Below are 21504 nucleotides of genomic sequence, written 5' to 3'. Positions count from 1 at the left end.
AAAGGGCCAAGATTGCAAACAGAGTCGCTTTTGCGTACTTTTTCATCCAGGTTCCTCCTGCCGACGAGACCACGGGCGTACTGCACCACGCTCAGGCCGAGCGCAGCACCTCCGTGAGACTCTTGCCGCTCGCGGCCCTGGCTGCATTCACTGCGAGCACGGTGGAAAGAAAAGCGGCGAGAGCCAGCGCGGCCAGGTAACCCCAGGGTATGGCCAGCCGCTCCGGGGCCGGGTCGAACACCCCGTTCAGCAACTTGACCAAAAGCTGCGCCACGCCCAGCCCGATGAGCAAGCCAGCCAGGCTGCCTGCTCCGGCCACGACGAGCCCTTCACCCCATAGGAAGGCCGCGAGCTGCTTTGGCTTCGCACCGAGTGCGCTCAGCACGGTGAAGTTACGGCGTCGCTCGGTAAGGCCCAAGAGCAGCACCAGCCCCGTAGCCGCGGCCAGGAGCAGTGCGGCGAAGCTTAGCTCGAGCCGGGAGAGCCCCGCCACGTTGACCGCGGTGAGGCTCGAGGCGATGCGCTGCTGTACCGCACCGAGTTCTGAGACCGTTGCCCCCGGCAGGTCGCGCACGATTTGAGCCGCCCAGGATGCCACCTCGGTGCGGTTGCCGTTCACCCGCAGCAAAACCACTTCGGCAGCGCTGGCGTGGGTCTGTGCGGCCACGTAATCAGCGTTGGCCACCAGAAAGGAGTCTTTAGGGGCGGTGGGAAACTCCCGCACCACGCCCACAAAGGTGAAGGGGACGACGTGATACTGGTGGTCTCGAGCGTCCAGTAATCGCAAGCGCAGCGGGTCGCCCACCTTGAGCTGGTAGTCGTTGACTGTTTCCTGCGAGACAAGCAGAGCGTCGGGCCTCGAGCGCAGCAGTTGCAGCGCCTGCTGGGCCGTGACCCCGCGGAAGTAGGCGTCTACCAGCCGGGTGGCCTCGGTGAGGTGGGCTGGATCTACGCCAAAAAGGTCCTGGAGGTCGTTGCCCACGTAGGCGAAGCGGTGCTGGAGCGGCTGGGCGGCGGCCACGCCGGGGATCGCTCTCAGGGCAGAAAGCCGGCTCTCCGCCGGATGGGCTGCGGTTCCGGTCACGGTGACGTCGGCCCCGTTCGTGAGCAGCGCGTCCACCCGCGACTGGCCGCCGTAGGTGGCGTTGAAGATCGAGGTGGAGACCGCAAAGGCCACCGCCAGCGCGGCCAGGACCGCGCCGCGCGAGAGCAGGCTTCGCTGCCGCTCCAGGGTGGCCGCAACGCTGGGAGCAAGGTTTCCCGCCAGCGAGCGCAGGATCGGGGTAAGGCTGCGGCGGCCTAAGGCCCAATCCAGCAGCCGCACCGCGAGCAGGGTAGCCCCTACCCATAGGGCCAGAGGCGCGATGAAGGACTCGTACTGCACGCTGGCCTTCGCCACCCCCTCGGGGGCCAGCACCAGTTGGTAACCGCCTGCGGTGCTGCGCCAAAACAGCGCCCCGGACAAAGCCAAAAGCCCCAGGTCGAGGTAAAGCCGCTGCCACAACGGGGCGCTGGCCCTTCCTACCTTCTGCCGCGCGGCGTTCACGGTTTGATTGCGTAGGGCCAGGAGCGTGGGGACGAGCACCACCGAGACCGCCAGCAGCACCCCGAAAGCACCCGCCAAAAGCGTCCAGACCGAGCGTAGGCTCGAGTCCGACGGCAGGGCGACGCGCTCGGCAAGCCAAGCCAGAGCCAAGCCGCCCAGCAGCCCGACGAAGGCTACCCATCCCGCCTCGAGCGAGGCCAGCCCCAGCACCCGCCGCACCCCCGCCCCGCGCATCCGCAACAGCGCGGCCTCGCGGCGGCGCTCTCCCCCGCTGGCCCCCGCCACGCCGAGGGTCAGCAAGGCCGCGAGGATCACGCCGGGAACGCCCAAAAAAAGAAAAAGGGCCTGGGCGTAGAGGGCATCGGCCCGCACCCCATCCAGCCGGGCGGCCAGGTTGTTGCCAATCACCGCTCCACCTGCTACCTTGACCTCGGTATGTTTGGCGAGCCGCTGCACCTGAACATAGGCTGCCTCGGGGTCTTTGGAAAGCGATGTCGAAAGCCGGACATGGAACTGCTCGCGCACGCTGTCGGGCCGGACGGCCCGCTGCAGGTCGAAGAGGGCGTGCCACTGCGCTGCTGGCAACAGAAGCACGTTGTCCGGCGGGGCCTGTGGGGCCAGCCCCTTGGGGGCGCCCACCGCCTGGAACAAGGAGTCGGCCTCGGGCAAGTCCACGATCCCCGCGACCCGTACGCTCACCGGCGGTAGTCCTAGGCGATGGATGAAAACGGTGTCGCCCACCGCGGCGTGCAGGTTGGCGGCGGTCTGCTGGGCCAGCAGCACCCCCTGAGCACCGCCGACCAGGGGACGGATTTCCTTGGGGAAATGAAGCGCATAGGTGCTGGAAATCCCCAGCACCCTGCCCGCGCCAGTGGTCTGCACGGTCCCGCCGGTGCGGGCGCTGAAACCCGCCACATCGGCGTAGCCGACCCGCTCGAGGGCTTTCACGCCCACGGCCTGTATAGCCCCCTTCACCGCGCCGAGGTCGGCGTTCGGGGCCAGCAACACCTGCCAGTCCACCGCAACCCCCTCCACCGCCCGCTGGGTCATGGTGGCGGTGCTGCGGGTGAGGAAGGCCCCCAGGCAGGCCAGGAAAGCCACCGTGAGCGCAACGCCGGTGGCTGCACCCCACACCCGCCAGGGCCGCCGGGTGAGCAATCCGCGGAGCCAGGCCAGGGTCATGCCGGTACTCCTTTTCCGGTGTCCAGCACGCCGCGCCGCATCTGCCAAACCCAGTCCATACGGCGGGCTACGCCGAGGTCGTGGGTGGCGACCACCAGAGCCGTTTCGGTGTTCTCGAGGGCCCCCAGCAGGGTATCCATCAGCTGCGCTCCGGTCTCGCTGTCGAGCTGTCCGGTGGGCTCGTCGGCCAGAATTAGCCGGGGACTCCCCGCCAGGGCACGCGCTACCGCGACCCGCTGGGCCTGCCCGCCCGATAGCTCCTCGGGAAGCTGCTGGGCAACTTTTTCCAGACCCAGCCGCTCCAGGGCTTCCATCGCCCGAATCTCGGCCTCGCGCTCCTCCACCCCGCCCAGCACCAGCGGCAAGGCAGCGTTCTCGAGTGCTGTCAGGGGCGCCAGAAGGCTCTGCGCCTGAAACACGAAGGCCACCTTGCCGGGGCGCAGTTCGTCCGGCTCACCGAGCGCGGGGAACCTCACTGAACCGGAGGTGGGCCGCTCAAGTCCTCCCATCAGGTGCAACAGGGTGCTTTTGCCCGAGCCCGAAGGCCCCAGCAGGGCGATGCGGTCGCCCGGCAGCACCCGGCAGGTGGCTCGCTCCAGGGCCACAGTTTCTCCTCCGCCCAACCCATAGCTCCGGCGGGCCCCACGCACCTCCACCAAGGCTTCAGGCATGGGCGAACCTCCCATCCCGGATGTGCAACACTCGGCCTGCCCGGCGGGCCAGCTCGGGGCTGTGGGTGGAGATCAGGGCGGCCCCGCCCCGGGCGCAGAAGCTTTCCATCTCGCCCAGCACCAGCGCCTCGGTTTCGGCGTCCACCTCGGCAGTGGGCTCGTCGGCGAGCAAAAGGGTGGGCTGGGCGGCCAGGGCTGCGGCCAAACCGGCCCGCGCCAGCTCGCCGCCGGAGAGCTGTGAGGGCCGGGCGTACAGCCGCTCGCCCAACCCCAGCCGCTGCAACCAATCCGCCGCTCCCGCCGGGCTCTGGTGGGCTAAGAGGGTGGCGAATTGCACGTTTTCCAGAGTGCTCAGGTGCTCGAAGAGGTTGTCGGATTGCAACAATACCCCCACGTGGCGGGCCCTTAGCTCGGCCCGCTCCTCCTCGGAGCGGCGGGTCAGGCGCTGGCCTGCGACACTCACATAACCGCCGTCGGGCTCGTCCAGCCCAGCCAAGCAGGCCAGCAGGGTGCTCTTGCCGCTGCCGGAGGCTCCCACCACCGCCACCAGTTCACCCGGCTCAATGCGCAGGCTCACCCCGCGCAGCGCCCTGACTTCCTCATCCCCAACGTGATAGAAGCGGTACAGGTCGATGGCCTCGAGCACGCTCATGGCCGCTCCCATCGGAAGGATTCCACAATCCGCCGCCAGGCATCGGCGTTGTCGGCTCCTTTGGGGGTCGAGAGGGTTAGCAGCGCTTCCTGACCGTTCTTGTACAGCAGGTACAGGTCGTTCTCCAACCATACTTTTTGGCCGGTTACGGCGTTCGGCTGGGACTGCGCTTCGTAACTCACCCGCACGGCGCTGCCGGAAGGCAGCTTAACTGCCCTCACCGACTGTATCTTGACGCCAGCTTCCTTTTGCAAGGCCCTCACCTCCTTGTCCTGCACCCCGGCCACGGTAGGAGCAGCCAAGGCTTTCCGCAGCACCACGCTCAGGCGGTTGAGCTTGGCTTCAAAGCGGACGCTGCTGCCCTGTACGGTGCGCGCCCAGCCCTCGGGAACCTCGAGGCTGTAGCCTGCGGGGTGGGCATAGCGCACAAAGGCTTGGTTGTCCGGGATGTCGCCCCCACGGTTGGGCTCAGGCACATACGAGGTTTGGGCCACGGCCAGGCTCCAAAAGACGGCTGTGAGAACCAGGTGTCGCTTCATGGCAGCCTCCTTTTCATCTGGGTTTTCAACATGCTTCTCTCCTTATCGGGGCCTTCCCCCGACAGCGAGCAACGTAGCAGGCTAACCTTGCAGCAAGGTTGCGGGGCTCTGACAACCCTCCCCGCTTGCGCGGAAGCTGCCGGAGGGCTTGAAGGTTACCGCCCGAGTAGCCCTGCGGGAGTTCCGGACCTTGAACCGGCAGCCGGACGCAGGATGCATATCCATGTTGCAAGGTAAAAATGCTGCCGGGATTCACCCGGCAGCCGTGGGTTCATAGCTTAGCCGTTGTCTTCGTTGCTCTCACCATCGTTTTCGCCATCGTTCTCCTCTGCGTTGCCCTGGGCTTCTTGGTGCAACACCTTACCGTTGCCCGCATCCACCTTGACCTCCTGTCCAGCGAGCACCACCTCCCAGACCAGGTAGCCGTTTTCCACCCCCAGCTTAACCTTGGTGGGCGTAGCCGTGCTGCCAAGCGCGCTCTGGGCAGCCTTAATCGCATCCTGCATCGAGACCTTGGCCAGGGCCTGGTACTGCTGGGCACTCAGGTTCTCCTGTACTGGCAAGCTGCCGGTGTAGGTAGGGTACTGGCTGCCACCCTGTCCCGTTTTCTGGGCAAAAGCCGTCAATCCCAGAAGAGCCGATGTTGCCAACACAATCACTTTTGCATACCTTTTCATCTTTGTTCCTCCTTGCCAGGCCTTGGCCTGGACGAGACCAAAGTAGTCCACTTACCTTGCAGGAAGGTTGCAGCGCTTGAGAAAGCGGTGAAGGTTCCGATGAAGCCGAAGCGGCAGCGGCCGCTTTCATGAAGAGAGCCACGGTTAAATGGATGTTTTCTTATTGAAGTTTCTGGCATGCAAGGGGGGTCGGTTCCTCAAAAGAGTATCAGTTGTATTGGCCAATTACAGTCATACCGGATTCAAAAAGATAGTTATTCAAACCAAAAAAAAATCTAGAGACTATTTTTTTGAATCCTAGAGCAAAGCTTTCTAAGGGGCGGTATCGCCCTCCGCTACGCGGATAACTTCAGTCGGGTTAGTTCGTCACCAAACAGGGACGAACTAATCGAATCTGGTATCAATCGTTAGGTGCAGCTCCAAGGGCAACGGACGGGTAGGCATGGCTTACCGTAAAGTTGGCATGAAATACCCGCTACAGCGCTATAGCGGGTATTCGCGGGAGGCCGCTCTACATCTTATTGCACCTTGGCGGTTCCCAGCGGGATTTCAGAGAGCACCACAGGCACCACTGTAACGTACAGGTTGGCCAGGCTCGTACCCGTTAGAAGGCTAAAGTTAAAGGTGGTCTGGCCGCTGCTGCTGGGGGTCCTCTCCTGGACCAAGGTCAGCGTACCGTTGGTCTCCCTGCGGATGAGCTGAACCTTCTGCACATTGTAGAGCAGGCCAAATTTGGGTCGAGCCGGACCGCTACGGTCGTGCCAGAGATGCTCGAATCCGCCGTGACCGACTGGATCAGCGGCGACTGTACCGAAGCCAGGTTGAGGCGGATGGGGTCAAGCCCCAGGCTGTTCCCCGCCCCCGAGCCCAGCAGGAAACTGACCAGGCTCTTGATCGCGGCAAAGGGGTCGATCTGTAGGCTCCGGCTGAGCACGTATTCGGCGGGGTTGTTGTTGCTGATCTGGGTTGCCAGCGGGGCCAGGTCGAAGTTCATGCTATAGCCCTCGGCGAAGTTGAACAGCTCGAGCGAGCCGATGACCTGGGCCCCACACGGCTTGGCACAGACCGGGGATGTCTTCCGGCAGAATCTCTAGGAGATCAGCGTACTTGGCAGGATCGCTGAAGGGGCTGTGGGCGGTGCAGAACTCGAGGATAGCTTGGTTCACGCTACGCTCCTCATACATAGGGGAAGGCGACGTCGCAGGCCGGGTCGTCGGGGCCAAGGGTATCCCAACGGGCGAAATAGACCTCTCGGGCGGAGTCGCTCATAGGCTTGCCCTGATCCTTCAGCCAATTCGCCACCGCGTCGTAAGCCCCCAGGATGACGGGGAACTTGACCTGGGCCTTGCTGATACGGGTGAAGGCCTCGCGGTGGGCGGGCTCGAGCCGCACCCGGATTCGCCCGGCGGGCTCCAAGTTACCCTCGAAGGGCACGCACACCTCCACCGGCCCATCGGAGTCTTCGTTGACCTCGCCATGGTAGATCACCAGAGGGAACCCTTTCATCTCGAGGCCGGAGGCAGTGATGTGGCTGTAGAGTTCGTTGAACGCCTCCTCAATGAAAAGGCTAAGGTCTTTGATATTTACGCTCCTCTGGATCGTCGCGACCTTCTGTTGGGGCACTTCTCGGGTTTGTATCTCGTACATGGTTTCTCCTTTGCCGCTGAGGTAGCCCTCGAGGTAGCGAACGAGCGCCCGCTTGGTTTTCAGTTCCCCTTCAACCTCTTCCCAGTACTGCCCTACCGCGCGCACGGCCTCCGCCCCGCTCAGCTCGAGCACCGCGGCAATGCGGTCGAGCGGCATCTCGAGCTGTCGCAAGAGCCCGATCAGCTTGGCCCGCTCGAGCTGGTCTTCGCGGTAGTAGCGGTAGCCCGACTCACCATCCACGTAGGCCGGGGGGAGCAACCCTATCGCGTCGTATAGCCGCAGCGCCTTGAAGGAGAGCCGCGAGCGCCGGGAGAACTCCCCGATGGTCAGGTGGTGGATGGGGGTTTTGCTGGCGGGCTCGTTCACGGGGTTAGTATGGGGCCTGCCCCTGGGGAAGAGTCAAGGGCTCTCCCGAGGATTAGCCGGGAAATTCCTCAACCTGGCTCCTGCCCTCCCGCTGGATGATCCCCAGGCTTTTGCAATGCCAGACCTCCATCTTTACCCAACCTTTACCCACTATCCTTAACTTGAGGCGTGTTCGAGGGTCTTGTGATCTTGTGGGGAAGCCCTTATGTGCGGGGGCTGGTTGGCCTCTTGCTGCTCCTCCTGGTAGCCCGTTTCCTGTATCTCACCGCGGATCTGTGGGGGATTCTTCTGGGGGCTTTGTTGCTGGCGGCCCTGGTGCGCCCGCTGGTAGATCGGCTGGAGCGCCTTCGGCTGCCCCGCAGCCTTGCCCTGGGAATGGTTCTGCTACTTTTGGGGCTAGGGCTTGGTCTGTTGGGCGTAGAGCTGGTGCGTGTAGCCGAGCAACTCGCCCAGTACGCCGCCACGCTGCCTGGCACTGCCGGCCATCTGGCCGATTGGTGGAATCATCTACCCGGATGGCTGCAAGCCTCGGGCTTACCCTTTTGGTTGGTGGGGGCCCTCGAGCAAGCCTACGGCAGCCTGGGCGAGCTCTTGCGGGGCCTTTCCGCTGAGCTAATCCCCCGGCTAGGCAATTTCGCCCAGAGCGGGCTTATCCCTGCCCTCACCCTCCTGTTTGGCGGCGCGGTCAAGCTAGCGGCCTTTGTGGTGCTGTTTATCTATCTGCTGGCCGATGGCCCTCGTATGGGCCGAAGCCTGTTCTACCGATTGCCACCCACCGGGCGGGCCTGGGCTGAGCGGAAGATGGGTTACCTCGAGCGGGCCGTGATGGGCTATTTCCGTGGACAACTGCTTGTAGCAGTCAGCCTGGGGGCGCTGGTAGGGCTTGGCCTGAGCCTGTTGGGGGTGCCGCTGGCTTTACCACTGGGTATGCTGGTGGGTGTGCTGGAACTCATTCCCTACCTGGGCCTGTCCCTGGGCGCAGTAATGGTGGTTTTTGCCGCCCTTCCATTGGGGGGTCTGATGGTGCTAAAAGCTCTCTTGGTATTGTTGATTGCTGCTCAGCTCGAAGGACACCTGCTGGCCCCTCTATTGGTGGGGCAGAGCACCTCGCTGCACCCGGTCACAGTGTTACTGGCGCTGTTGTTAGGGGAGCGGCTGGCCGGGGTGGTGGGGATGCTGGTGGCCGTACCGACAACCGCTACCATCAAGCTCTGGCTCGAGGACTCTTGGCCACCGATTGCATCAAGATAAAGTTGTTAGGTAAAGACACGGCATACCGCAAAAAACACCTTGCAATGTAAAGGAGGCTTACAAACCATGGAAATCCTGAACAACCTATTCTGGCTTTTTTTGCTGCTTTCGTTCCTGAGTCCCTTGTTTCAGCGCCAGATGTTGGAGCTAGCTCGAGCCCGAAGCCTCCAGGCCTTCGAGCGCCGCCGCAATAGCCGCCTTATCACCCTGATTCACCGACAAGAAGCCATTGCCCTGTTGGGCCTACCCCTATCGCGCTACATTGATATCGACGACTCCGAGCAGGTCTTGCGGGCCATTCGTCTCACGGACCCACAAGTACCCATCGATCTGGTATTGCACACTCCGGGTGGCTTGGTGCTGGCTGCCGAACAGATCGCCGAGGCCCTCCTGCGCCATCCAGCTAAAGTAACGGTCTTTGTGCCCCACTACGCTATGTCGGGGGGTACTCTGATCGCTCTGGCTGCCGACGAAATTGTCTTGGACGCCAACGCGGTACTCGGCCCGGTAGATCCCCAGCTCGGTCAATACCCCGCCGTCTCAATCCTGAAGGTGCTGGAGCAAAAGCCCATCGAAAAAATTGACGACGAAACCTTAATCATGGCTGATCAAGCCCGAAAGGCCCTACTGCAGGTCAAGGCTACTGCCAAAAACCTTTTGCACAAACACCTGGAGGAAACCCAGGCCGAGGCCTTAGCTCATAAACTTTCCCAGGGTACCTGGACCCACGATTATCCCATCAGTGCCGAGGAAGCTAAAAGCATGGGTCTGCCTATTTCCACAGAAATGCCTGCCGAGGTCTACAACCTGATGGAGCTCTACCCTCAGCCCAGGGGGAACCGACCCAGTGTGCAGTACGTGCCGCTACCCTATAGACGCGAGGGCCCCAGGCCAAGGTAGTCAAATGCTCAACCGCGGTCCCCTGAGCGACAAAAAAACCCAGCAAGAGGCCTTACAGGTACTGGAGCGCCACTCCAGTAAACGCGGTCTGGCCCGACTGCTGCCCTTTTTAGGACCGGCCTTTGTAGCAAGCGTGGCTTATATGGACCCTGGCAACTTCGCCACCAACATCCAGGCCGGAGCCCAGTTTGGCTACCTGCTTTTGTGGGTGGTGCTCTTATCCAACCTGATGGCCATGCTCATTCAAAGCCTCTCGGCCCGGCTGGGCATCGCCACGGGGAAAAGCCTACCCGAGGTGGTTCGGCAAGAATACCGGCCCTCGGCGCGCATCTTTTACTGGATCCAGGCCGAACTCGCAGCCATTGCCACCGACCTAGCCGAGTTTATCGGGGCCGCACTAGGATTCCATCTTCTGCTGGGGTTACCTCTGGTCTGGGGGGCTGCGCTTGGTGCACTGGCTACCTTTACCCTGCTAGGATTGCAGCGCTACGGCTTCCGCCCGCTCGAGGCGGCCATCGCTGTGCTGGTGGGGGTGATCGCTATAGCATACGTACTGGAGCTGTTTTTTGCCCACCCCGACCCCAGGCTTGTGGCAGGCTTTGTGCCACAGTTCAAAGGCAGCGAAAGCATTCTGCTGGCGGTTGGCATTCTGGGCGCTACCGTCATGCCCCATGTGATCTACCTACACTCTGCCCTTTCGCAGCAGCGGGTTCCCGTCCACAACACCGCCCTAAAGCGCAAACTGCTGTTCTATAACAACTTGGACGTGGTACTGGCCCTCTCCATTGCGGGTTTTGTCAACATGGCCATGCTGGTGTCAGCAGCCGCTACCTTTCATCACACCGGCCGCGCCGACGTTGCCGATATCACCACCGCCTACCAGACCCTCTCTCCCTTGCTGGGACCGTTGGCAGCAGGGGTCTTTGCTACTGCTCTGCTGGCCTCGGGTCTGTCCTCCACCACCGTGGGCACCCTGGCTGGTCAGGTGGTAATGCAGGGCTTTGTGGGTTTCAGCATCCCCCTCTGGGTGCGACGGCTGGTCACCCTGGTGCCTTCTTTTGCAGTGATTCTTCTGGGCTTTGATCCTACCCGGGTGTTAGTAATTTCGCAGGTAGTGCTCTCCTTCGCTATTCCCTTTGCCTTGGTTCCATTGCTCATCTTCGTCGGCAACCCCCGGCTCATGGGCGACTTGGTGATCAGCCAGCCCATCAAGTTGATGGGCTGGCTGGTAGCATCAGTCATCATCGCTTTAAACCTGTATCTACTTGTGCAGAGCATGTTATAAAAGCGAGGGGGTGTGGGGGAGCTATAATCCCCCGCCTCTTCAGAGCAGAACTCCCCCATGTGCTCCGTAGGAGCTCATAGCATGGTGAACAATATATCCTGATATATCCTGGGGACAGCATTCCCCGTGCACCTTGAAACTTGGAGTAGGGGGTTCCATGCGCCGCGCTACGGCGCGGTGCGGTTCGATCGGTAAACTCCAAGCGAACACCCGTGGCATCCGCCCCGCCAAGGCGGGGCGGGAAGCATTGCGCTCGCCTGCCGATACGAAGTCGAGTTTTTTTCTGGGCCCGGACGGAACCTTCGGGGACGGGAGCGGCAAGGGCCGTCCCGTGAGAACCGAGAAGCCCCGTTCTGAAGAACGGGGAGTCGTCACAAAGCCGTGCTCTAGGATTCAAAAAGATGGCCTCTAGATTTTTTGGCTTGAGTGACTATCTTTTTGAATCCGGCATGAGCAGTCTGGCAACCAGGAATTCGGTATGCACTCCAGTCTCTTTCAATAAGCCGCGCGTCGCAATTTTGGGCAATCAACGTGTTTCAAAATGTGCTAAAAATAAGTTACCCGTGCACCAGTGGCATACCCGTCCAGGGTTATGATTTTTCGAGTGGACTACTCGCCCCTTGCCCCGTTCTACCACTTGCAATACCAACACTATACCGACGACCTCGAGTTCTACACCCGCCTGTCGCGCGACTACGGCGGCCCGGTGCTGGAACTCGGCGCCGGAACCGGGCGGGTTACCAGGGCCCTGGCACGGCAGGGCGTGGAGGTATGGGCGCTGGAACCCGCCCAACAGATGCGCAAGTTGGGCGCCAGGCACACCCAGGGCCTGGGCGTAAAGTGGCTGGCCGGCGACATGCGCCGACTCAAGCTCAAACGGCAGTTTCCCCTGATCATCGCCCCCTTCAACGCCCTGATGCACCTCTATACCCTGGACGAGCAAGATGCCACGCTGGAAGGTGTTCGGGCCCACCTGGAAGCGGGCGGACGCTTTGCTTTCGACGTATACAACCCGGCCCATATTGGCCCGCAGGGGGTTGTACAGCACGAGGGTAGCTACGGTCAAACGGAGGTCTTTCTCCACCAGGAGCATCATCCCACGGCCCAGGCCCTTCTCACGCACTACCTGGTAGACACCCTTACGCCCACAGGAAACCTCAAGCGACAGCGCCATACCCTGACCCAGCGCTACTACACCCGTTACGAACTCGAGCGCTGGCTACGGGCTTTTAGCTTCGATTACCGGCTTTTTGGCGGATTCCACAAAGAGCCCCTCACCCCCGAGAGTGCGGTTTTTGTGTTTGAGGCCTGGCACCGGAGGTAGTTTTTGTGCATCATTTCACGATACCATGTGAAGCATGTCTGCTCTATTTGAGGGCGTGTTGGGGTTTTATCGTCTTGGCGTTAGCATACGGGCATGAAAATTGAAGCTGCCGAGCTCCGCTTAGTCTCCCTGCCGCTCAAGTTCCGCTTCGAGACCTCCTTTGGCGTACAGACCATGCGCCACCTGATCGTCCTGACCCTGTATGGCGAAGGCCTCGAGGGGTACGCCGAGACCGTGATGGAGTTCACCCCCCACTACCGCGAGGAAACCATTCCGGGGGCCTGGGCGCTTTTGGAAGCGCTGCTCATTCCCAAGGTATTGGGCCAGGACTTCGCCAACCCCGAGCAGTTCTGGGCCGAGATTGCCGGCTTCCGGGGCAACAAGATGACCAAAGCCGCCCTCGAGATGGCCTTCTGGGATCTGTGGTGCAAGAGCCTGGGCCAGCCCCTCTGGAAGGTGCTGGGGGGCGTGCGCACCCAGATTCCGGTGGGCATTAGCCTGGGCATCGAGCCGAGCCTCGAGGCCACCCTCGAGAAGGTAGGCAAGGGGCTGGCCGATGGCTACAAGCGCATCAAGCTGAAGATCAAGCCGGGTTGGGACGTAAAGCTGGCCCTGGCGGTGCGCGAAGCCTACCCCGAGGCCAACCTGACCGTGGACGCTAATTCGGCCTACAGCCTCAACCACATCTCCACCTTCAAGGCCCTGGACGCTGCCGGCCTCGACTACATCGAACAGCCCCTGGCCTTCGACGACATCCTGGACCACGCCAAACTGCAGGCGGCCATTTCCACTTCTATCTGCCTGGACGAGTCCATCACCTCGCCGGAGGACACCCGCAAGGCCTTAGAGATTGGGGCCGGACGGGTCATCAACCTGAAGCCCGGCCGGGTAGGTGGCATCCTGGCCAGCCGCAAAGTCCACGACATTACCCAGAGCTACGGCCTGCCGGTCTGGATGGGCGGGATGCTGGAAGCCGGTATTGGCCGGGCCGCCAACATTCACGTGGCCACCCTGCCCATGTTCATCAAACCGGGCGATACCAGCAGCGCCAGCCGCTACTGGCAGGAGGACATCATCGAAGAAGCCCTCGAGGCCAAAGGCGGCCTGATGCCCGTACCCCAGGGGCCGGGACTGGGCGTGACGCCAAAGCGCGACTTCATCCAGAAACTGACCGAGAAATCGGCTTACATCAGCAAAAGCAGCCAGTAACCCGTTATGAACCTGGTAATTCGCGAACTGCACGAACCCGAGGAGATAGCCGAAATTCCCCGGCTCGAGCAAGCCATCTGGAACGACCCCAGCGACATCCTTCGCAGCGGAACCCTGATGGCCCTGATCCACGAAGGGGCCTTGCTGGCAGGGGCCTACCTTCACCCCCAATCCCCCAACCCCTTTTCCCCCTCGAGGGAGAAAGGGGTGGCTGAGAATGCGGTTTTGGTGGGTTTCATCTTCGGCTTCCCCACCAACCGCCCCACCGAACACCACTCGCACATGGCCGGGGTGCTGCCGGAGTACCAGGGCAGCCAGATTGGTCTGTTGCTCAAGCGCTACCAGCGTGACTGGGCCCTCAGCAGGGGCTACGAGCGGGTGGTCTGGACCTTCGACCCTCTGCGCAGCCTGAACGCCCATTTCAACCTGCGCAAGCTGGGTGCAACCTTCAATCGCTACATCCCCAACTGCTATGGTGCCATGGGCGGCATCAACGCTGGCGCACCTTCAGACCGGGCCTACGCGGTCTGGGAGCTGCGTTCCCCCCGGGTGTTCAGCCGCATCTACGCGCCGCCACCGGCCCCCAGCATAGAGGGTCTGCGGCAGGCCAATGTGGTGGAGCAGCAAAAACCGGTCGGGCTCCATCTGGATCTGTCCGAACGGCAGATTCTGGTGCAAATCCCCCAGGATTGGGGGCACATTTTAAAGACCGACCCAGGCCTGGCCAACCAGTGGCGCTTGCACAGCCGAGAACTGTTCGGGCACTACTTCGCCCAGGGCTACCATGCCATAGACTTTCTGCGCGGCCCCAACCGCTATGTGCTGGAGCGGATGGGCTGATAGCGAAGGGGTTGGTCGGGCGCTGCTCATGCTGCAGATTCCGCGAATACTCGGTCGCAGACCATTGACCATCGGCTTTTTTGAGCTTTTGGCCTGGAGCCTTTAGCCTTGGACACACGGGAGGAAACCCTGATTCTTGCACCTGAAATCTGGACTGCCGAGGTGGTCTACGTCGGTTTCGGTACGCCCATGCTAAATGGCGGCCTGGTGGTGGTGGGCCAGCACATCGCGGCCACAGGCCCCCTGACCGATTTGCGAAAAACCTATCCCCAAGCACCCCTCGTTCATAAGGGCAAAGCCCTCACGCCGCCGGTGGTCAACGCCCATACCCACCTGGATCTGACCGCGGTTCCCTATTTTCGCGGCAGCTACACCGACTTCATCAAGCACGTGATTGACCACGGTTCAAAGCGCACCGAGGAGGCAGCCTTACAGGGTCTGAACGAGCTTCAAACCTTGCGCGTGGGGGGGTTTGGGGACATCGTATACAGGCCCGAAATTGTGGAGTGGCTGCTGGAGCATAGCCCCCTGCCTGGGGTGGCTTACCTCGAGGTCATCCAGCGCAACCCAGCCCAGGCCGACGAAGTAGCCCGCCGGGTTGCCCATCGCTTGACGAAGTGGCGCAAACGAAACGGCGCCGTCAGGGTGGGGCTTTCACCGCACACACCTTACAACGTGAGCCCGGCCCTGCTCAAAAAGCTGGTCGAGATTGCCCGGCTCGAGGGCTTCCCCCTGCAAATGCACGTGGCCGAAAGCCCCGATGAAACCCTACTGATGACCCAGGGCACCGGCCCTTTGCAGGAAATTCCGTTGCAGTATGGATTTGCGGCCTACGAGAACCCCCCCGGCCTCACGCCCGTGCGCTACCTGGCCGAACTCGGGGTGCTGGGGCCGCACCTGACGGTGGTGCATGGGGTGCGGGTGGACGAAGAAGAGGTGCAGATGCTGGCCCAGTCGGGTACGAAGGTGGTCGCCTGTCCGCGCAGCAACGAGGGCCTGGCCTGCGGCCAGATGCCCTGGGCACTGTACCTCAAACATCGCCTCGAGCCCGCCCTGGGTACCGACTCGCGCAGCAGCAGCCCTGACCTGGACGTGCGAAACGAGGCACTCTTTTTGTGGGAGCGGGTAGACCCCCGGGTACTGGTGCGGGCTGCTACGCGCAACGGTTACCGGGTGCTGGGGCTGGAAGCACCCCGCATCACCCGCGGAACGCCGGTTTCCCAAGTACAATCCTGGTAGTCGGCCGTTGTGCCGGGATTTTTATGCAGATCGGTGCGCTTATCCTGTACAGCGCTTTTGTGGGGGCCCTGACCGGGGTTTTTGCCGCCGGGTTTGTGTTCGTGCTGGGGGTAATCGAGCGCTATCTGCTGGGCGAAACCCTGGGTTACCTGCCCCCCGGCCTGCCGGGCGAGGGCGGCCTTTCCCAGATTTTTCGCGGGCCTGCCTTCTGGTGGCTGGCCTTGTTGTTGCCGCTGGTGTTCGCCGCCTCGAGCTACCTGGGCTCGGGCCGGGGGCTGGGCTGGCTTTTGGCAGCCTACCGCGCGGGGCGCCCGGTACGGGCCAGCGAGTATTTTCGGGGCATCATCGGTTCGCTGGTACAGCTTGGCGCGGGTTCCCCCCTGGGCCGCGAGGGGCCCATGGCCGCGCTGGGCCTGTGGGTTGGCAGCGTGATGGGGCGGCGCATCCCGCTGGGCGAGTCGAGTCGGTTTCTGCCCTTTGCGGGCATGGCGGCGGGGTTTGCCTCGGCCTTCCATGCGCCCATGGCCGGCGCACTCCTGGCCAGCGAGATTGTCTACCGGGGGTTGGCTCTCGAGGTCGGTGCTCTGGCTCCAGCACTGATTGGAGCCCTGGCCGGATTTACGGTTTACGGGCTTTTTCACGGGTATGGACCGCTGCTCGAGTTGCCCCCGGGGCCGCTGGAGTGGCCGCAGCTTTTCTTTGGCCTGGCGATTGGTCTGGTGTGTGCTGGAGTGGGCACCCTGTGGCTCGAGGCCGAGCGGTTTCTACAACGCTTTTTGCGGCGTCTCACCTTCGGGGTACGCCATGCCCTCTTCGGGCTGGTGCTGGCGGGGGTCTTGCTTTTGATGCCGGAGGCCATCGGTAGCGGACTGCCCTGGGTTCAGCTTGGCACGTCTCCTATTCTGACGTTGCCTTTCCTGGGGTTGCTCTTCCTGGTGCAGCTCGCCTTGCTGATTCTGGGTGGCGGCGTAAGGGCCTACGGCGGGCAGCTCACCCCGGCCCTAACCCTGGGCGGCCTTAGCGGGCTAATTCTGGCGCAGCTGCTGGGCCAGATTTTTACCTCCATCGCACCCTCTCCCGAAACCGCCGCCCTGGTGGGCATGGCCTCCCTGTTAGCAGGCATCGCCCGCGCACCCTTTGCAGCGGTGGTGCTGGCAGGTGAAATTGGGGGTTATAGCCTGCTACCCCTGACCCTCATTGCCGCTTTTGCTGCCTATACCTTCACCAGCCCACGGGGTAGCTTTGAAGTGGAAGAGCTCAACCCAGAAAAGGATGAGCCAGCGGAGCCTCTGCCTGAAAACGCTCCGCAAACTTTACTGAAACCTCAGCCCCCAGCCTCGAGCGATTCGCCCTGAATGCCTCCAGGCTGTACTCCCATTGGTAGAAGTCGCGATAAAAGCCAAAGACCCGGTCGGCTACCGCCTGACCCTCTTCACCCACGTCCACATAGACCACAGGTCTTGGAATATCGCTGCGGTAGTAGTGCAGCAAGCGCACGGGCTTGCGGTACGGTTCGCCCACCAGTTTGGGAATGCGGCAAAACTTGAGCGCCGAGAGGGTGGCCCAGTAGGCCGCCCGGTGGTCGGGGTGCACATCATGGGGGTTCCAGGTCACCACCACATCAGGCTTCCAGCTCGCTACCACCCGAGCTATGGCCAGGGCCTCTTCGCGGCCACCGGTCAGGCTCGAGTCGGCAAAATTTAGGAACTCAGCCTCTGCGCCAATCATTTTAGCCACCGCATGACCGTGTCCCTCGCGGATGCGGGCTACCTCTTCGGGGGGCGTATCGCCAAACTGGCTGGCCAGCTCCCCTCGGGTGAGCCAGAGAATCTTGGCCGCGTCGCCGCGCAAGACGTGCTTGGCCAGGGTACCGGAAACCCCTATTTCGTCGTCGGGATGAGGAAAGACAGCAAGTAAACGCACGCCCAGAGTATAACGCAGCCCAGCTTGACGCTCCTTATACCGCCCTGTACACTCAGGCTTGCCTGCTCTGGCAGGTACAGCACATCCTGGAGTGGTGCCCGAGTGGTTGAAGGGGCACGCCTGGAGAGCGTGTATACGGGTTTCCTGTATCGAGGGTTCGAATCCCTCCCACTCCGCCAGCCAAACGCCCGCAGGAGCCATTGCGGGCGTTTCCAGTTACCGATAGTTCTCGACGGCACGGGCCAGGCGCTCAATATCCTCGAGCTCGTTATAGACCTGGGCTGAGATCCGCACCCACAAGCGCTCATCCCGGCACAGAATGGGGGCCTCGAGCCGGTGCTCGTACAAGAGGGCGTACTGCAACCGGGCTGCCTGCTCGCGGGTTTTTCCCAAAGACCCAGGCAGGGGCACGGTAACCATACACCCGACCATCGCCTCGGGCGCGGGAGGTTCAAATCCCCATCGGCTTGTGAGCATCAGGGCCGCTTGCCAGGCGAGGCGGTGATTGTAGTCGCGTATGGCCGCCAAGCCCCATTCCCGAAGCAAATCCAGGGCTGCTGGCGCGGACAGATAAGGTGTGGGATCTTTGGTGCCCACCCAGTCGAACTCCTGGGTGAAGCCCTGCCCCAGACCCCAGGAAATTACGGGCGGGTGAAGGTCTGGCTGACGTTCCGGGGCAGCCCACAAAAATCCGCAGCCCTTGGGGGCCAGGGCCCACTTGTGCAGGTTGCCGGTGTAGTAGTCCACGCCCAGGCTGGGAATGTCCAGCGGTATGGCCCCCGGCGCATGGGCACCATCAGCCAGCACCGGTATCCCAGCCGCCCGGCAGCAAGCCGCCATCTCGGCCAGCGGCAGCACCAGGGCAGTTTCGGAGGTAATGTGATCAAGGATGGCCAGACGGGTGCGGGGGGTTAGGGCTTCTGCAAAAGCCGATACAGTTTGCGCCCGATTGGAGAGCGGAAATGGCAACTCCACCATCACCAAGCGGGCCCCAGCCCGCTCGGTCACAAAGCGGGCTGCGTTCGCCACCGCGCCATAGGCCAGGTTGGTAATCAGAATTTCGTCCCCTGGCCGCAAATCCAGGGAACACAGCACCGCATTGACCCCGGTGGTGGCGTTGTCGACAAACACCAGATCCTGGCCTCTAGCGCCCACAAACCGGGCCACCGCCTCGGCGGCTTCGCGCAACCGGGGCACCGGGCGACTCGAGGCGCCCGACAGGGCCGACAGCTCCCGGAGCAAAAAACGCGCGGGCTGTCGCTCCATCTCCTCCCGCAGGGCTTGCTGTTCGGCTAGAACTTTTTTGGGGGTGGCGCCCACCGTGCCGTGGTTGAGGTAGGTGATGGCTGGGTCAAGCGGCCAGTGCCGGAGCATCTCCCTACCAAAGCGGATGGAACCCATGCCGCTCATGGGTCGAGGGCCAGCTCCTCGTAGGGGACACCCAGGTAGTTGGCCAGTACCTCCACCACCAGCTCGTGGTCTTCGCGCTGCGGCAACCCCGAGACCGTAATGGCCCCCAGGCAACCCACCCCTTTTACAAAGATAGGAAAGCTACCGCCGTGGACAGCAAAATCGCGCGCGTCCAGGCCACGCTCCTCGAGACCGACCTCTTTGTGCTTCAGCATGAGGCCCACCGCATAGGAGCTGCGGTGAAAACGCTGCACCACATTGCGCTTGCGCCGTATCCATTCGGCGTTGTCGGGGGTAGCGCCCGGCATGGCATAAAAAAAGAGCGGCTGTCCAAAGAAGCTAATATCCATCGCAATGGCGCTATGGAGCTGCTCAGCCGCCAATTTGAGTTGCTGTCCCAACACCCAGGCGGTCGCAGCATTGAACTGTTCGAAGCGCAGGCGGGCCTCCTGTTCAGCAAGCACCTTCAGGTCTTGTTCCAGGTTCATTCTTCCACCCCCAGGGAAATCTCCCGGCGTTCTGCGGCGCTTTGTATGGCGGCCTCGAGCAGCTCCATCAGCCGCACGGCCTGCTCGGGCGGCACCGGGTTGGGCCCCTTCTCCCAGATGGCATCGCGTACTCCCGCGTAGTAGCGACGGTAATCGCCAGGTTCCACGTCTACCAGCTCGGAGGGCTGACCGGGTCGGTAAAGCCAGGCCTCACCCCCAACCGGCCTCCAGTTCGGCCCACCCGGATGCGAGCCTTCCCGAAGGGACTTTTCTTGCGTATCGAGGCCATAACACACCCAACTGCCCTGGGTGCCGTGTACTACAAAGCGCGGACTACCCCCAGGTACCAGGGCGCTGGCATGCAGCACCACCCGCAGCCTGGGGTAGCGCAACAGGACGTGAAAGTAATCGGGGGCCTCGGCACCGAGCCTTTGCGGAGCAATATCGGCAAAAACCGCTTGGGGCCAACCAAAAAGCAACTGGGCCTGGTCAGCCAGGTGGGGCCCCAGGTCGTACCAGATTCCGCTGCCCGGCCCAGCCTGTTCACGCCAGCGGGGCTGCACCGCCGGGCGGTAGCGGTCGAAGTGGGACTCGAAGTAGACCACCTCCCCCAAAGTACCGGCCTCTAGCATCCTTTGCAGGGATAGGAAGTTGCCGTCCCAGCGGCGGTTCTGAAAAACCGATAACAGTCGATTTTGCATCTGGGCCAGCTCGGCCAGGGCCCGGGCTTCCTGGGCCAGCAGGGTAAAGGGTTTATCCACTACCACATGCTTGCCCGCCTCGAGGGCCCGCCAGGCCAGTTCGAAGTGGGTGTGGTTGGGGGTGGCAATCACCACCAGGTCGATCTGGGGGGTCTGGATAACCTCCTCGAAGGTTGTGCTGATCCAGACCTGGGGCCAGTCGGCTTGCACCTTCAGGGGCTGGCTGCTCTGGATGGTCACCAGGCGCAGTCCCGGCACAGCCTGAATCACCGGGGCATGAAAGACTTGTCCGGCCATGCCGTAACCTATGAGGGCCACATGGATGGGCAAGGTCAAGGTATCACTCCAAGCACAAGCTACCGATATTCTAGGGCTTTTGCAAGGTCTCTAGAAGCTGCTGGGCTACCCGCTGGCCTTGCTCGAGCCCGCCGCTACCGTCCAAAAAACCAACGAATCGTGGCGATGACCCTCGTGCAAGAAGCCCCCTTGGGCCATCTCCCTCCAGGTCTGGGCCTTCTGAGGGAAAAGGGGGATTTTCTGCCCTTTTTTGCTATAGCCTGAATATGTAGCCCGTTTTGACTGAAAGGAGCGTCTTATGCGAATTGGTATCGTAGGTGCAGGCTGGTGGGCCGGTTTTGCCCACCTTCCCGCCTTCAGGGATGCAGGGGCCACCATCGCGGGCATCTATAGCCGTACCCCGGCCCACGCCCAAAAACTGGCCGAGCAGTTCGGCAGCAGCGCCTTTGAACACTATCAAGACCTGCTGGCCGCCTGCGATGGGGTGGCCATCTCCACTGCCGACCATACCCATGCCCCGCTGGGCATCCAGGCTTTACAGGCGGGCAAGCACCTTTTCATGGATAAGCCCCTGGCCCGTACTTTAGCGGAGGGGCAGGCCATTCTGGAGGCTGCCAGGGCCTCTGGGCGCATCGGCCTGACCGCCTTCACCAGCCGGGGCGACCTGGCCGCCGAGATGGCCCAGCAGCTAGTGCGCACCGGCGAGATTGGCGAGGTGCTTTATCTGAGGGGCTACTTCCACGGCGGCTTCATGGGCGACCCAGGGGGCCCCACCCCCTGGCGGGCCAAGGCCGAAACCGGGGGAGCCGGGGGCGCGGTGGCCGACCTGGGGGCCCATCTTTTTGATCTGGTGCGGATGGTGACGGGCCTCGAGTTCACCCAGGTCATGGCCCAGGGGCACATCCACTTCCAGCGGCCCGACCCCGTCACCAACCTGGACGAAGGGGCGGTGCTGGCCCGGCTGGGAGGGGTTAGCGGGGCTTTTTCGCTCTCGAGGGTGCACATTGGGACCGACCAGCGGCTCGAGCTGGAAATCCAGGGCAGCAAGGGTGCCCTTAAGCTCTCGCCCGCCCTGTGGGGCCGGGGCAGCAGCTACACCCTCGAGCTGGCCCAGCGCCCCGGCCACTACCAGAAAGTCCCTGTGGATGCGGGGTTCCTCCGGGGCCGCAATCTGGACGCTTCGTGGGGTTATTTCCAGTTTGTGGAACTGGCCCGGCGCTTCATGGAAGCCGTCGCCCAGAACCAGCAACCCATCCCGAGCCTCGAGGATGGGCTCATCGCCCAAAAGGTGATTGACGCCGCCGTGCAGAGTTGCCAGGAGAACACCTGGGTAAAGGTATAAAAGACGAAGGTTCAA

General features: G+C 62.5%; 21 protein-coding genes and 1 tRNA gene. 10 read left to right on the top strand and 12 right to left on the bottom strand.

The window, feature by feature from the left end; all coding sequences use genetic code 11:
- Positions 1 to 91 precede the first annotated feature (91 nt).
- The 8 genes from Q0X23_RS12680 to Q0X23_RS12645 all read right to left on the bottom strand — a co-directional run bounded on the left by Q0X23_RS12680 (position 92) and on the right by Q0X23_RS12645 (position 7280).
- Positions 92 to 2728, bottom strand: a complete 2637-nt coding sequence (locus Q0X23_RS12680; RefSeq protein ID WP_297860627.1) for an ABC transporter permease — start codon at positions 2726 to 2728, stop codon at positions 92 to 94.
- Positions 2725 to 3399, bottom strand: coding sequence for an ABC transporter ATP-binding protein (locus Q0X23_RS12675; RefSeq protein WP_297860626.1), 675 nt, complete (start codon positions 3397 to 3399; stop codon positions 2725 to 2727). The genes Q0X23_RS12680 and Q0X23_RS12675 overlap by 4 nt, the downstream gene beginning before the upstream one ends.
- Positions 3392 to 4051, bottom strand: a complete 660-nt coding sequence (locus Q0X23_RS12670; protein ID WP_297860625.1) for an ABC transporter ATP-binding protein — start codon at positions 4049 to 4051, stop codon at positions 3392 to 3394. The genes Q0X23_RS12675 and Q0X23_RS12670 overlap by 8 nt, the downstream gene beginning before the upstream one ends.
- Positions 4048 to 4590 (bottom strand): hypothetical protein, encoded by a 543-nt coding sequence (locus Q0X23_RS12665; RefSeq protein ID WP_297860624.1) that lies wholly within the window; start codon positions 4588 to 4590, stop codon positions 4048 to 4050. Before Q0X23_RS12665 ends, Q0X23_RS12670 begins: the two co-directional genes overlap by 4 nt.
- Before the next feature lie 278 nt (positions 4591 to 4868).
- Positions 4869 to 5267: a PepSY domain-containing protein gene (locus Q0X23_RS12660; RefSeq protein WP_297860623.1), complete on the bottom strand. Its 399-nt coding sequence runs from the start codon at positions 5265 to 5267 to the stop codon at positions 4869 to 4871.
- A 518-nt stretch (positions 5268 to 5785) separates the two neighbouring features.
- Positions 5786 to 5932: a hypothetical protein gene (locus Q0X23_RS12655; RefSeq protein WP_297860622.1), complete on the bottom strand. Its 147-nt coding sequence runs from the start codon at positions 5930 to 5932 to the stop codon at positions 5786 to 5788.
- A gap of 2 nt (positions 5933 to 5934) precedes the next feature.
- Complete coding sequence (locus Q0X23_RS12650; RefSeq protein ID WP_297860621.1) at positions 5935 to 6261, bottom strand: hypothetical protein; 327 nt, start codon at positions 6259 to 6261, stop codon at positions 5935 to 5937.
- 182 nt (positions 6262 to 6443) lie between these two features.
- Positions 6444 to 7280: a MerR family transcriptional regulator gene (locus Q0X23_RS12645; RefSeq protein ID WP_297860620.1), complete on the bottom strand. Its 837-nt coding sequence runs from the start codon at positions 7278 to 7280 to the stop codon at positions 6444 to 6446.
- Between the two features lie 168 nt (positions 7281 to 7448).
- Here Q0X23_RS12645 and Q0X23_RS12640 point away from each other — a divergent pair, with 168 nt between their 5' ends.
- From Q0X23_RS12640 to Q0X23_RS12605, 8 genes are all read left to right on the top strand, one after another.
- Positions 7449 to 8531 (top strand): AI-2E family transporter, encoded by a 1083-nt coding sequence (locus Q0X23_RS12640; RefSeq protein WP_297860619.1) that lies wholly within the window; start codon positions 7449 to 7451, stop codon positions 8529 to 8531.
- A gap of 66 nt (positions 8532 to 8597) precedes the next feature.
- Complete coding sequence (locus Q0X23_RS12635; protein WP_297860618.1) at positions 8598 to 9431, top strand: ATP-dependent Clp protease proteolytic subunit; 834 nt, start codon at positions 8598 to 8600, stop codon at positions 9429 to 9431.
- Positions 9432 to 9435: 4 nt separating this feature from the next.
- Positions 9436 to 10716, top strand: a complete 1281-nt coding sequence (locus Q0X23_RS12630; RefSeq protein ID WP_297860617.1) for an Nramp family divalent metal transporter — start codon at positions 9436 to 9438, stop codon at positions 10714 to 10716.
- A 592-nt stretch (positions 10717 to 11308) separates the two neighbouring features.
- Positions 11309 to 12040, top strand: a complete 732-nt coding sequence (locus tag Q0X23_RS12625; protein WP_297860616.1) for a bifunctional 2-polyprenyl-6-hydroxyphenol methylase/3-demethylubiquinol 3-O-methyltransferase UbiG — start codon at positions 11309 to 11311, stop codon at positions 12038 to 12040.
- Between the two features lie 93 nt (positions 12041 to 12133).
- Entirely contained in the window at positions 12134 to 13249 is a 1116-nt protein-coding gene (gene menC / locus Q0X23_RS12620; protein WP_297860615.1) for an o-succinylbenzoate synthase, read from the top strand.
- Between the two features lie 6 nt (positions 13250 to 13255).
- Positions 13256 to 14089, top strand: a complete 834-nt coding sequence (locus tag Q0X23_RS12615) for a GNAT family N-acetyltransferase (RefSeq protein WP_297860614.1) — start codon at positions 13256 to 13258, stop codon at positions 14087 to 14089.
- 189 nt (positions 14090 to 14278) lie between these two features.
- Positions 14279 to 15328, top strand: a complete 1050-nt coding sequence (locus Q0X23_RS12610) for an amidohydrolase family protein (RefSeq protein WP_297861221.1) — start codon at positions 14279 to 14281, stop codon at positions 15326 to 15328.
- Between the two features lie 23 nt (positions 15329 to 15351).
- Positions 15352 to 16683: a chloride channel protein gene (locus tag Q0X23_RS12605; protein WP_297860613.1), complete on the top strand. Its 1332-nt coding sequence runs from the start codon at positions 15352 to 15354 to the stop codon at positions 16681 to 16683.
- Here Q0X23_RS12605 and Q0X23_RS12600 read toward each other — a convergent pair.
- The gene (locus Q0X23_RS12600) at positions 16586 to 17251 is read right to left on the bottom strand and encodes a PIG-L deacetylase family protein (RefSeq protein WP_297860612.1); all 666 of its coding nucleotides are present in this window, start codon (positions 17249 to 17251) and stop codon (positions 16586 to 16588) included. The genes Q0X23_RS12605 and Q0X23_RS12600 overlap by 98 nt on opposite strands.
- An 88-nt stretch (positions 17252 to 17339) precedes the next feature.
- Between Q0X23_RS12600 and Q0X23_RS12595 the strand changes: the two genes are divergently transcribed.
- Positions 17340 to 17430: transfer RNA gene (locus Q0X23_RS12595), tRNA-Ser, on the top strand.
- Between the two features lie 37 nt (positions 17431 to 17467).
- Here Q0X23_RS12595 and Q0X23_RS12590 read toward each other — a convergent pair.
- Genes Q0X23_RS12590 through Q0X23_RS12580 form a run of 3 tightly spaced genes read right to left on the bottom strand, consistent with a single transcriptional unit; the run spans position 17468 to position 20186 of the window.
- Positions 17468 to 18661, bottom strand: coding sequence for an aminotransferase class V-fold PLP-dependent enzyme (locus Q0X23_RS12590; RefSeq protein ID WP_297860611.1), 1194 nt, complete (start codon positions 18659 to 18661; stop codon positions 17468 to 17470).
- The gene (locus tag Q0X23_RS12585; RefSeq protein ID WP_297860610.1) at positions 18658 to 19149 is read right to left on the bottom strand and encodes a heme-degrading domain-containing protein; all 492 of its coding nucleotides are present in this window, start codon (positions 19147 to 19149) and stop codon (positions 18658 to 18660) included. Before Q0X23_RS12585 ends, Q0X23_RS12590 begins: the two co-directional genes overlap by 4 nt.
- On the bottom strand, positions 19146 to 20186 hold the full coding sequence (locus Q0X23_RS12580; protein WP_297860609.1) for an oxidoreductase: 1041 nt from the start codon (positions 20184 to 20186) through the stop codon (positions 19146 to 19148). The genes Q0X23_RS12585 and Q0X23_RS12580 overlap by 4 nt, the downstream gene beginning before the upstream one ends.
- Before the next feature lie 259 nt (positions 20187 to 20445).
- On the opposite strand from Q0X23_RS12580, the gene Q0X23_RS12575 reads away from it, so the two are divergent.
- Positions 20446 to 21489 (top strand): Gfo/Idh/MocA family protein, encoded by a 1044-nt coding sequence (locus tag Q0X23_RS12575; RefSeq protein ID WP_297860608.1) that lies wholly within the window; start codon positions 20446 to 20448, stop codon positions 21487 to 21489.
- Positions 21490 to 21504: the final 15 nt, after the last annotated feature.

Source organism: Meiothermus sp., from assembly GCF_026004115.1.
In the GTDB taxonomy this organism is placed as follows: domain Bacteria; phylum Deinococcota; class Deinococci; order Deinococcales; family Thermaceae; genus Meiothermus.
Note: the sequence above shows the minus strand (reverse complement) of the source record. Positions and strands in the feature narration are given on the sequence as shown.

Bases quoted from the DNA above. Each gene is read 5' to 3' on its own strand.
- Q0X23_RS12680 (WP_297860627.1), bottom strand. From the start codon at position 2,728: ATGACCCTGGCCTGGCTCCGCGGATTGCTCACCCGGCGGCCCTGGCGG.
- Q0X23_RS12675 (WP_297860626.1), bottom strand. From the start codon at position 3,399: ATGCCTGAAGCCTTGGTGGAGGTGCGTGGGGCCCGCCGGAGCTATGGG.
- Q0X23_RS12670 (WP_297860625.1), bottom strand. From the start codon at position 4,051: ATGAGCGTGCTCGAGGCCATCGACCTGTACCGCTTCTATCACGTTGGG.
- Q0X23_RS12665 (WP_297860624.1), bottom strand. From the start codon at position 4,590: ATGAAGCGACACCTGGTTCTCACAGCCGTCTTTTGGAGCCTGGCCGTG.
- Q0X23_RS12660 (WP_297860623.1), bottom strand. From the start codon at position 5,267: ATGAAAAGGTATGCAAAAGTGATTGTGTTGGCAACATCGGCTCTTCTG.
- Q0X23_RS12650 (WP_297860621.1), bottom strand. From the start codon at position 6,261: ATGAACTTCGACCTGGCCCCGCTGGCAACCCAGATCAGCAACAACAAC.
- Q0X23_RS12635 (WP_297860618.1), top strand. From the start codon at position 8,598: ATGGAAATCCTGAACAACCTATTCTGGCTTTTTTTGCTGCTTTCGTTC.
- Q0X23_RS12630 (WP_297860617.1), top strand. From the start codon at position 9,436: ATGCTCAACCGCGGTCCCCTGAGCGACAAAAAAACCCAGCAAGAGGCC.
- Q0X23_RS12625 (WP_297860616.1), top strand. From the start codon at position 11,309: ATGATTTTTCGAGTGGACTACTCGCCCCTTGCCCCGTTCTACCACTTG.
- menC (WP_297860615.1), top strand. From the start codon at position 12,134: ATGAAAATTGAAGCTGCCGAGCTCCGCTTAGTCTCCCTGCCGCTCAAG.
- Q0X23_RS12615 (WP_297860614.1), top strand. From the start codon at position 13,256: ATGAACCTGGTAATTCGCGAACTGCACGAACCCGAGGAGATAGCCGAA.
- Q0X23_RS12610 (WP_297861221.1), top strand. From the start codon at position 14,279: ATGCTAAATGGCGGCCTGGTGGTGGTGGGCCAGCACATCGCGGCCACA.
- Q0X23_RS12605 (WP_297860613.1), top strand. From the start codon at position 15,352: ATGCAGATCGGTGCGCTTATCCTGTACAGCGCTTTTGTGGGGGCCCTG.
- Q0X23_RS12590 (WP_297860611.1), bottom strand. From the start codon at position 18,661: ATGAGCGGCATGGGTTCCATCCGCTTTGGTAGGGAGATGCTCCGGCAC.
- Q0X23_RS12585 (WP_297860610.1), bottom strand. From the start codon at position 19,149: ATGAACCTGGAACAAGACCTGAAGGTGCTTGCTGAACAGGAGGCCCGC.
- Q0X23_RS12575 (WP_297860608.1), top strand. From the start codon at position 20,446: ATGCGAATTGGTATCGTAGGTGCAGGCTGGTGGGCCGGTTTTGCCCAC.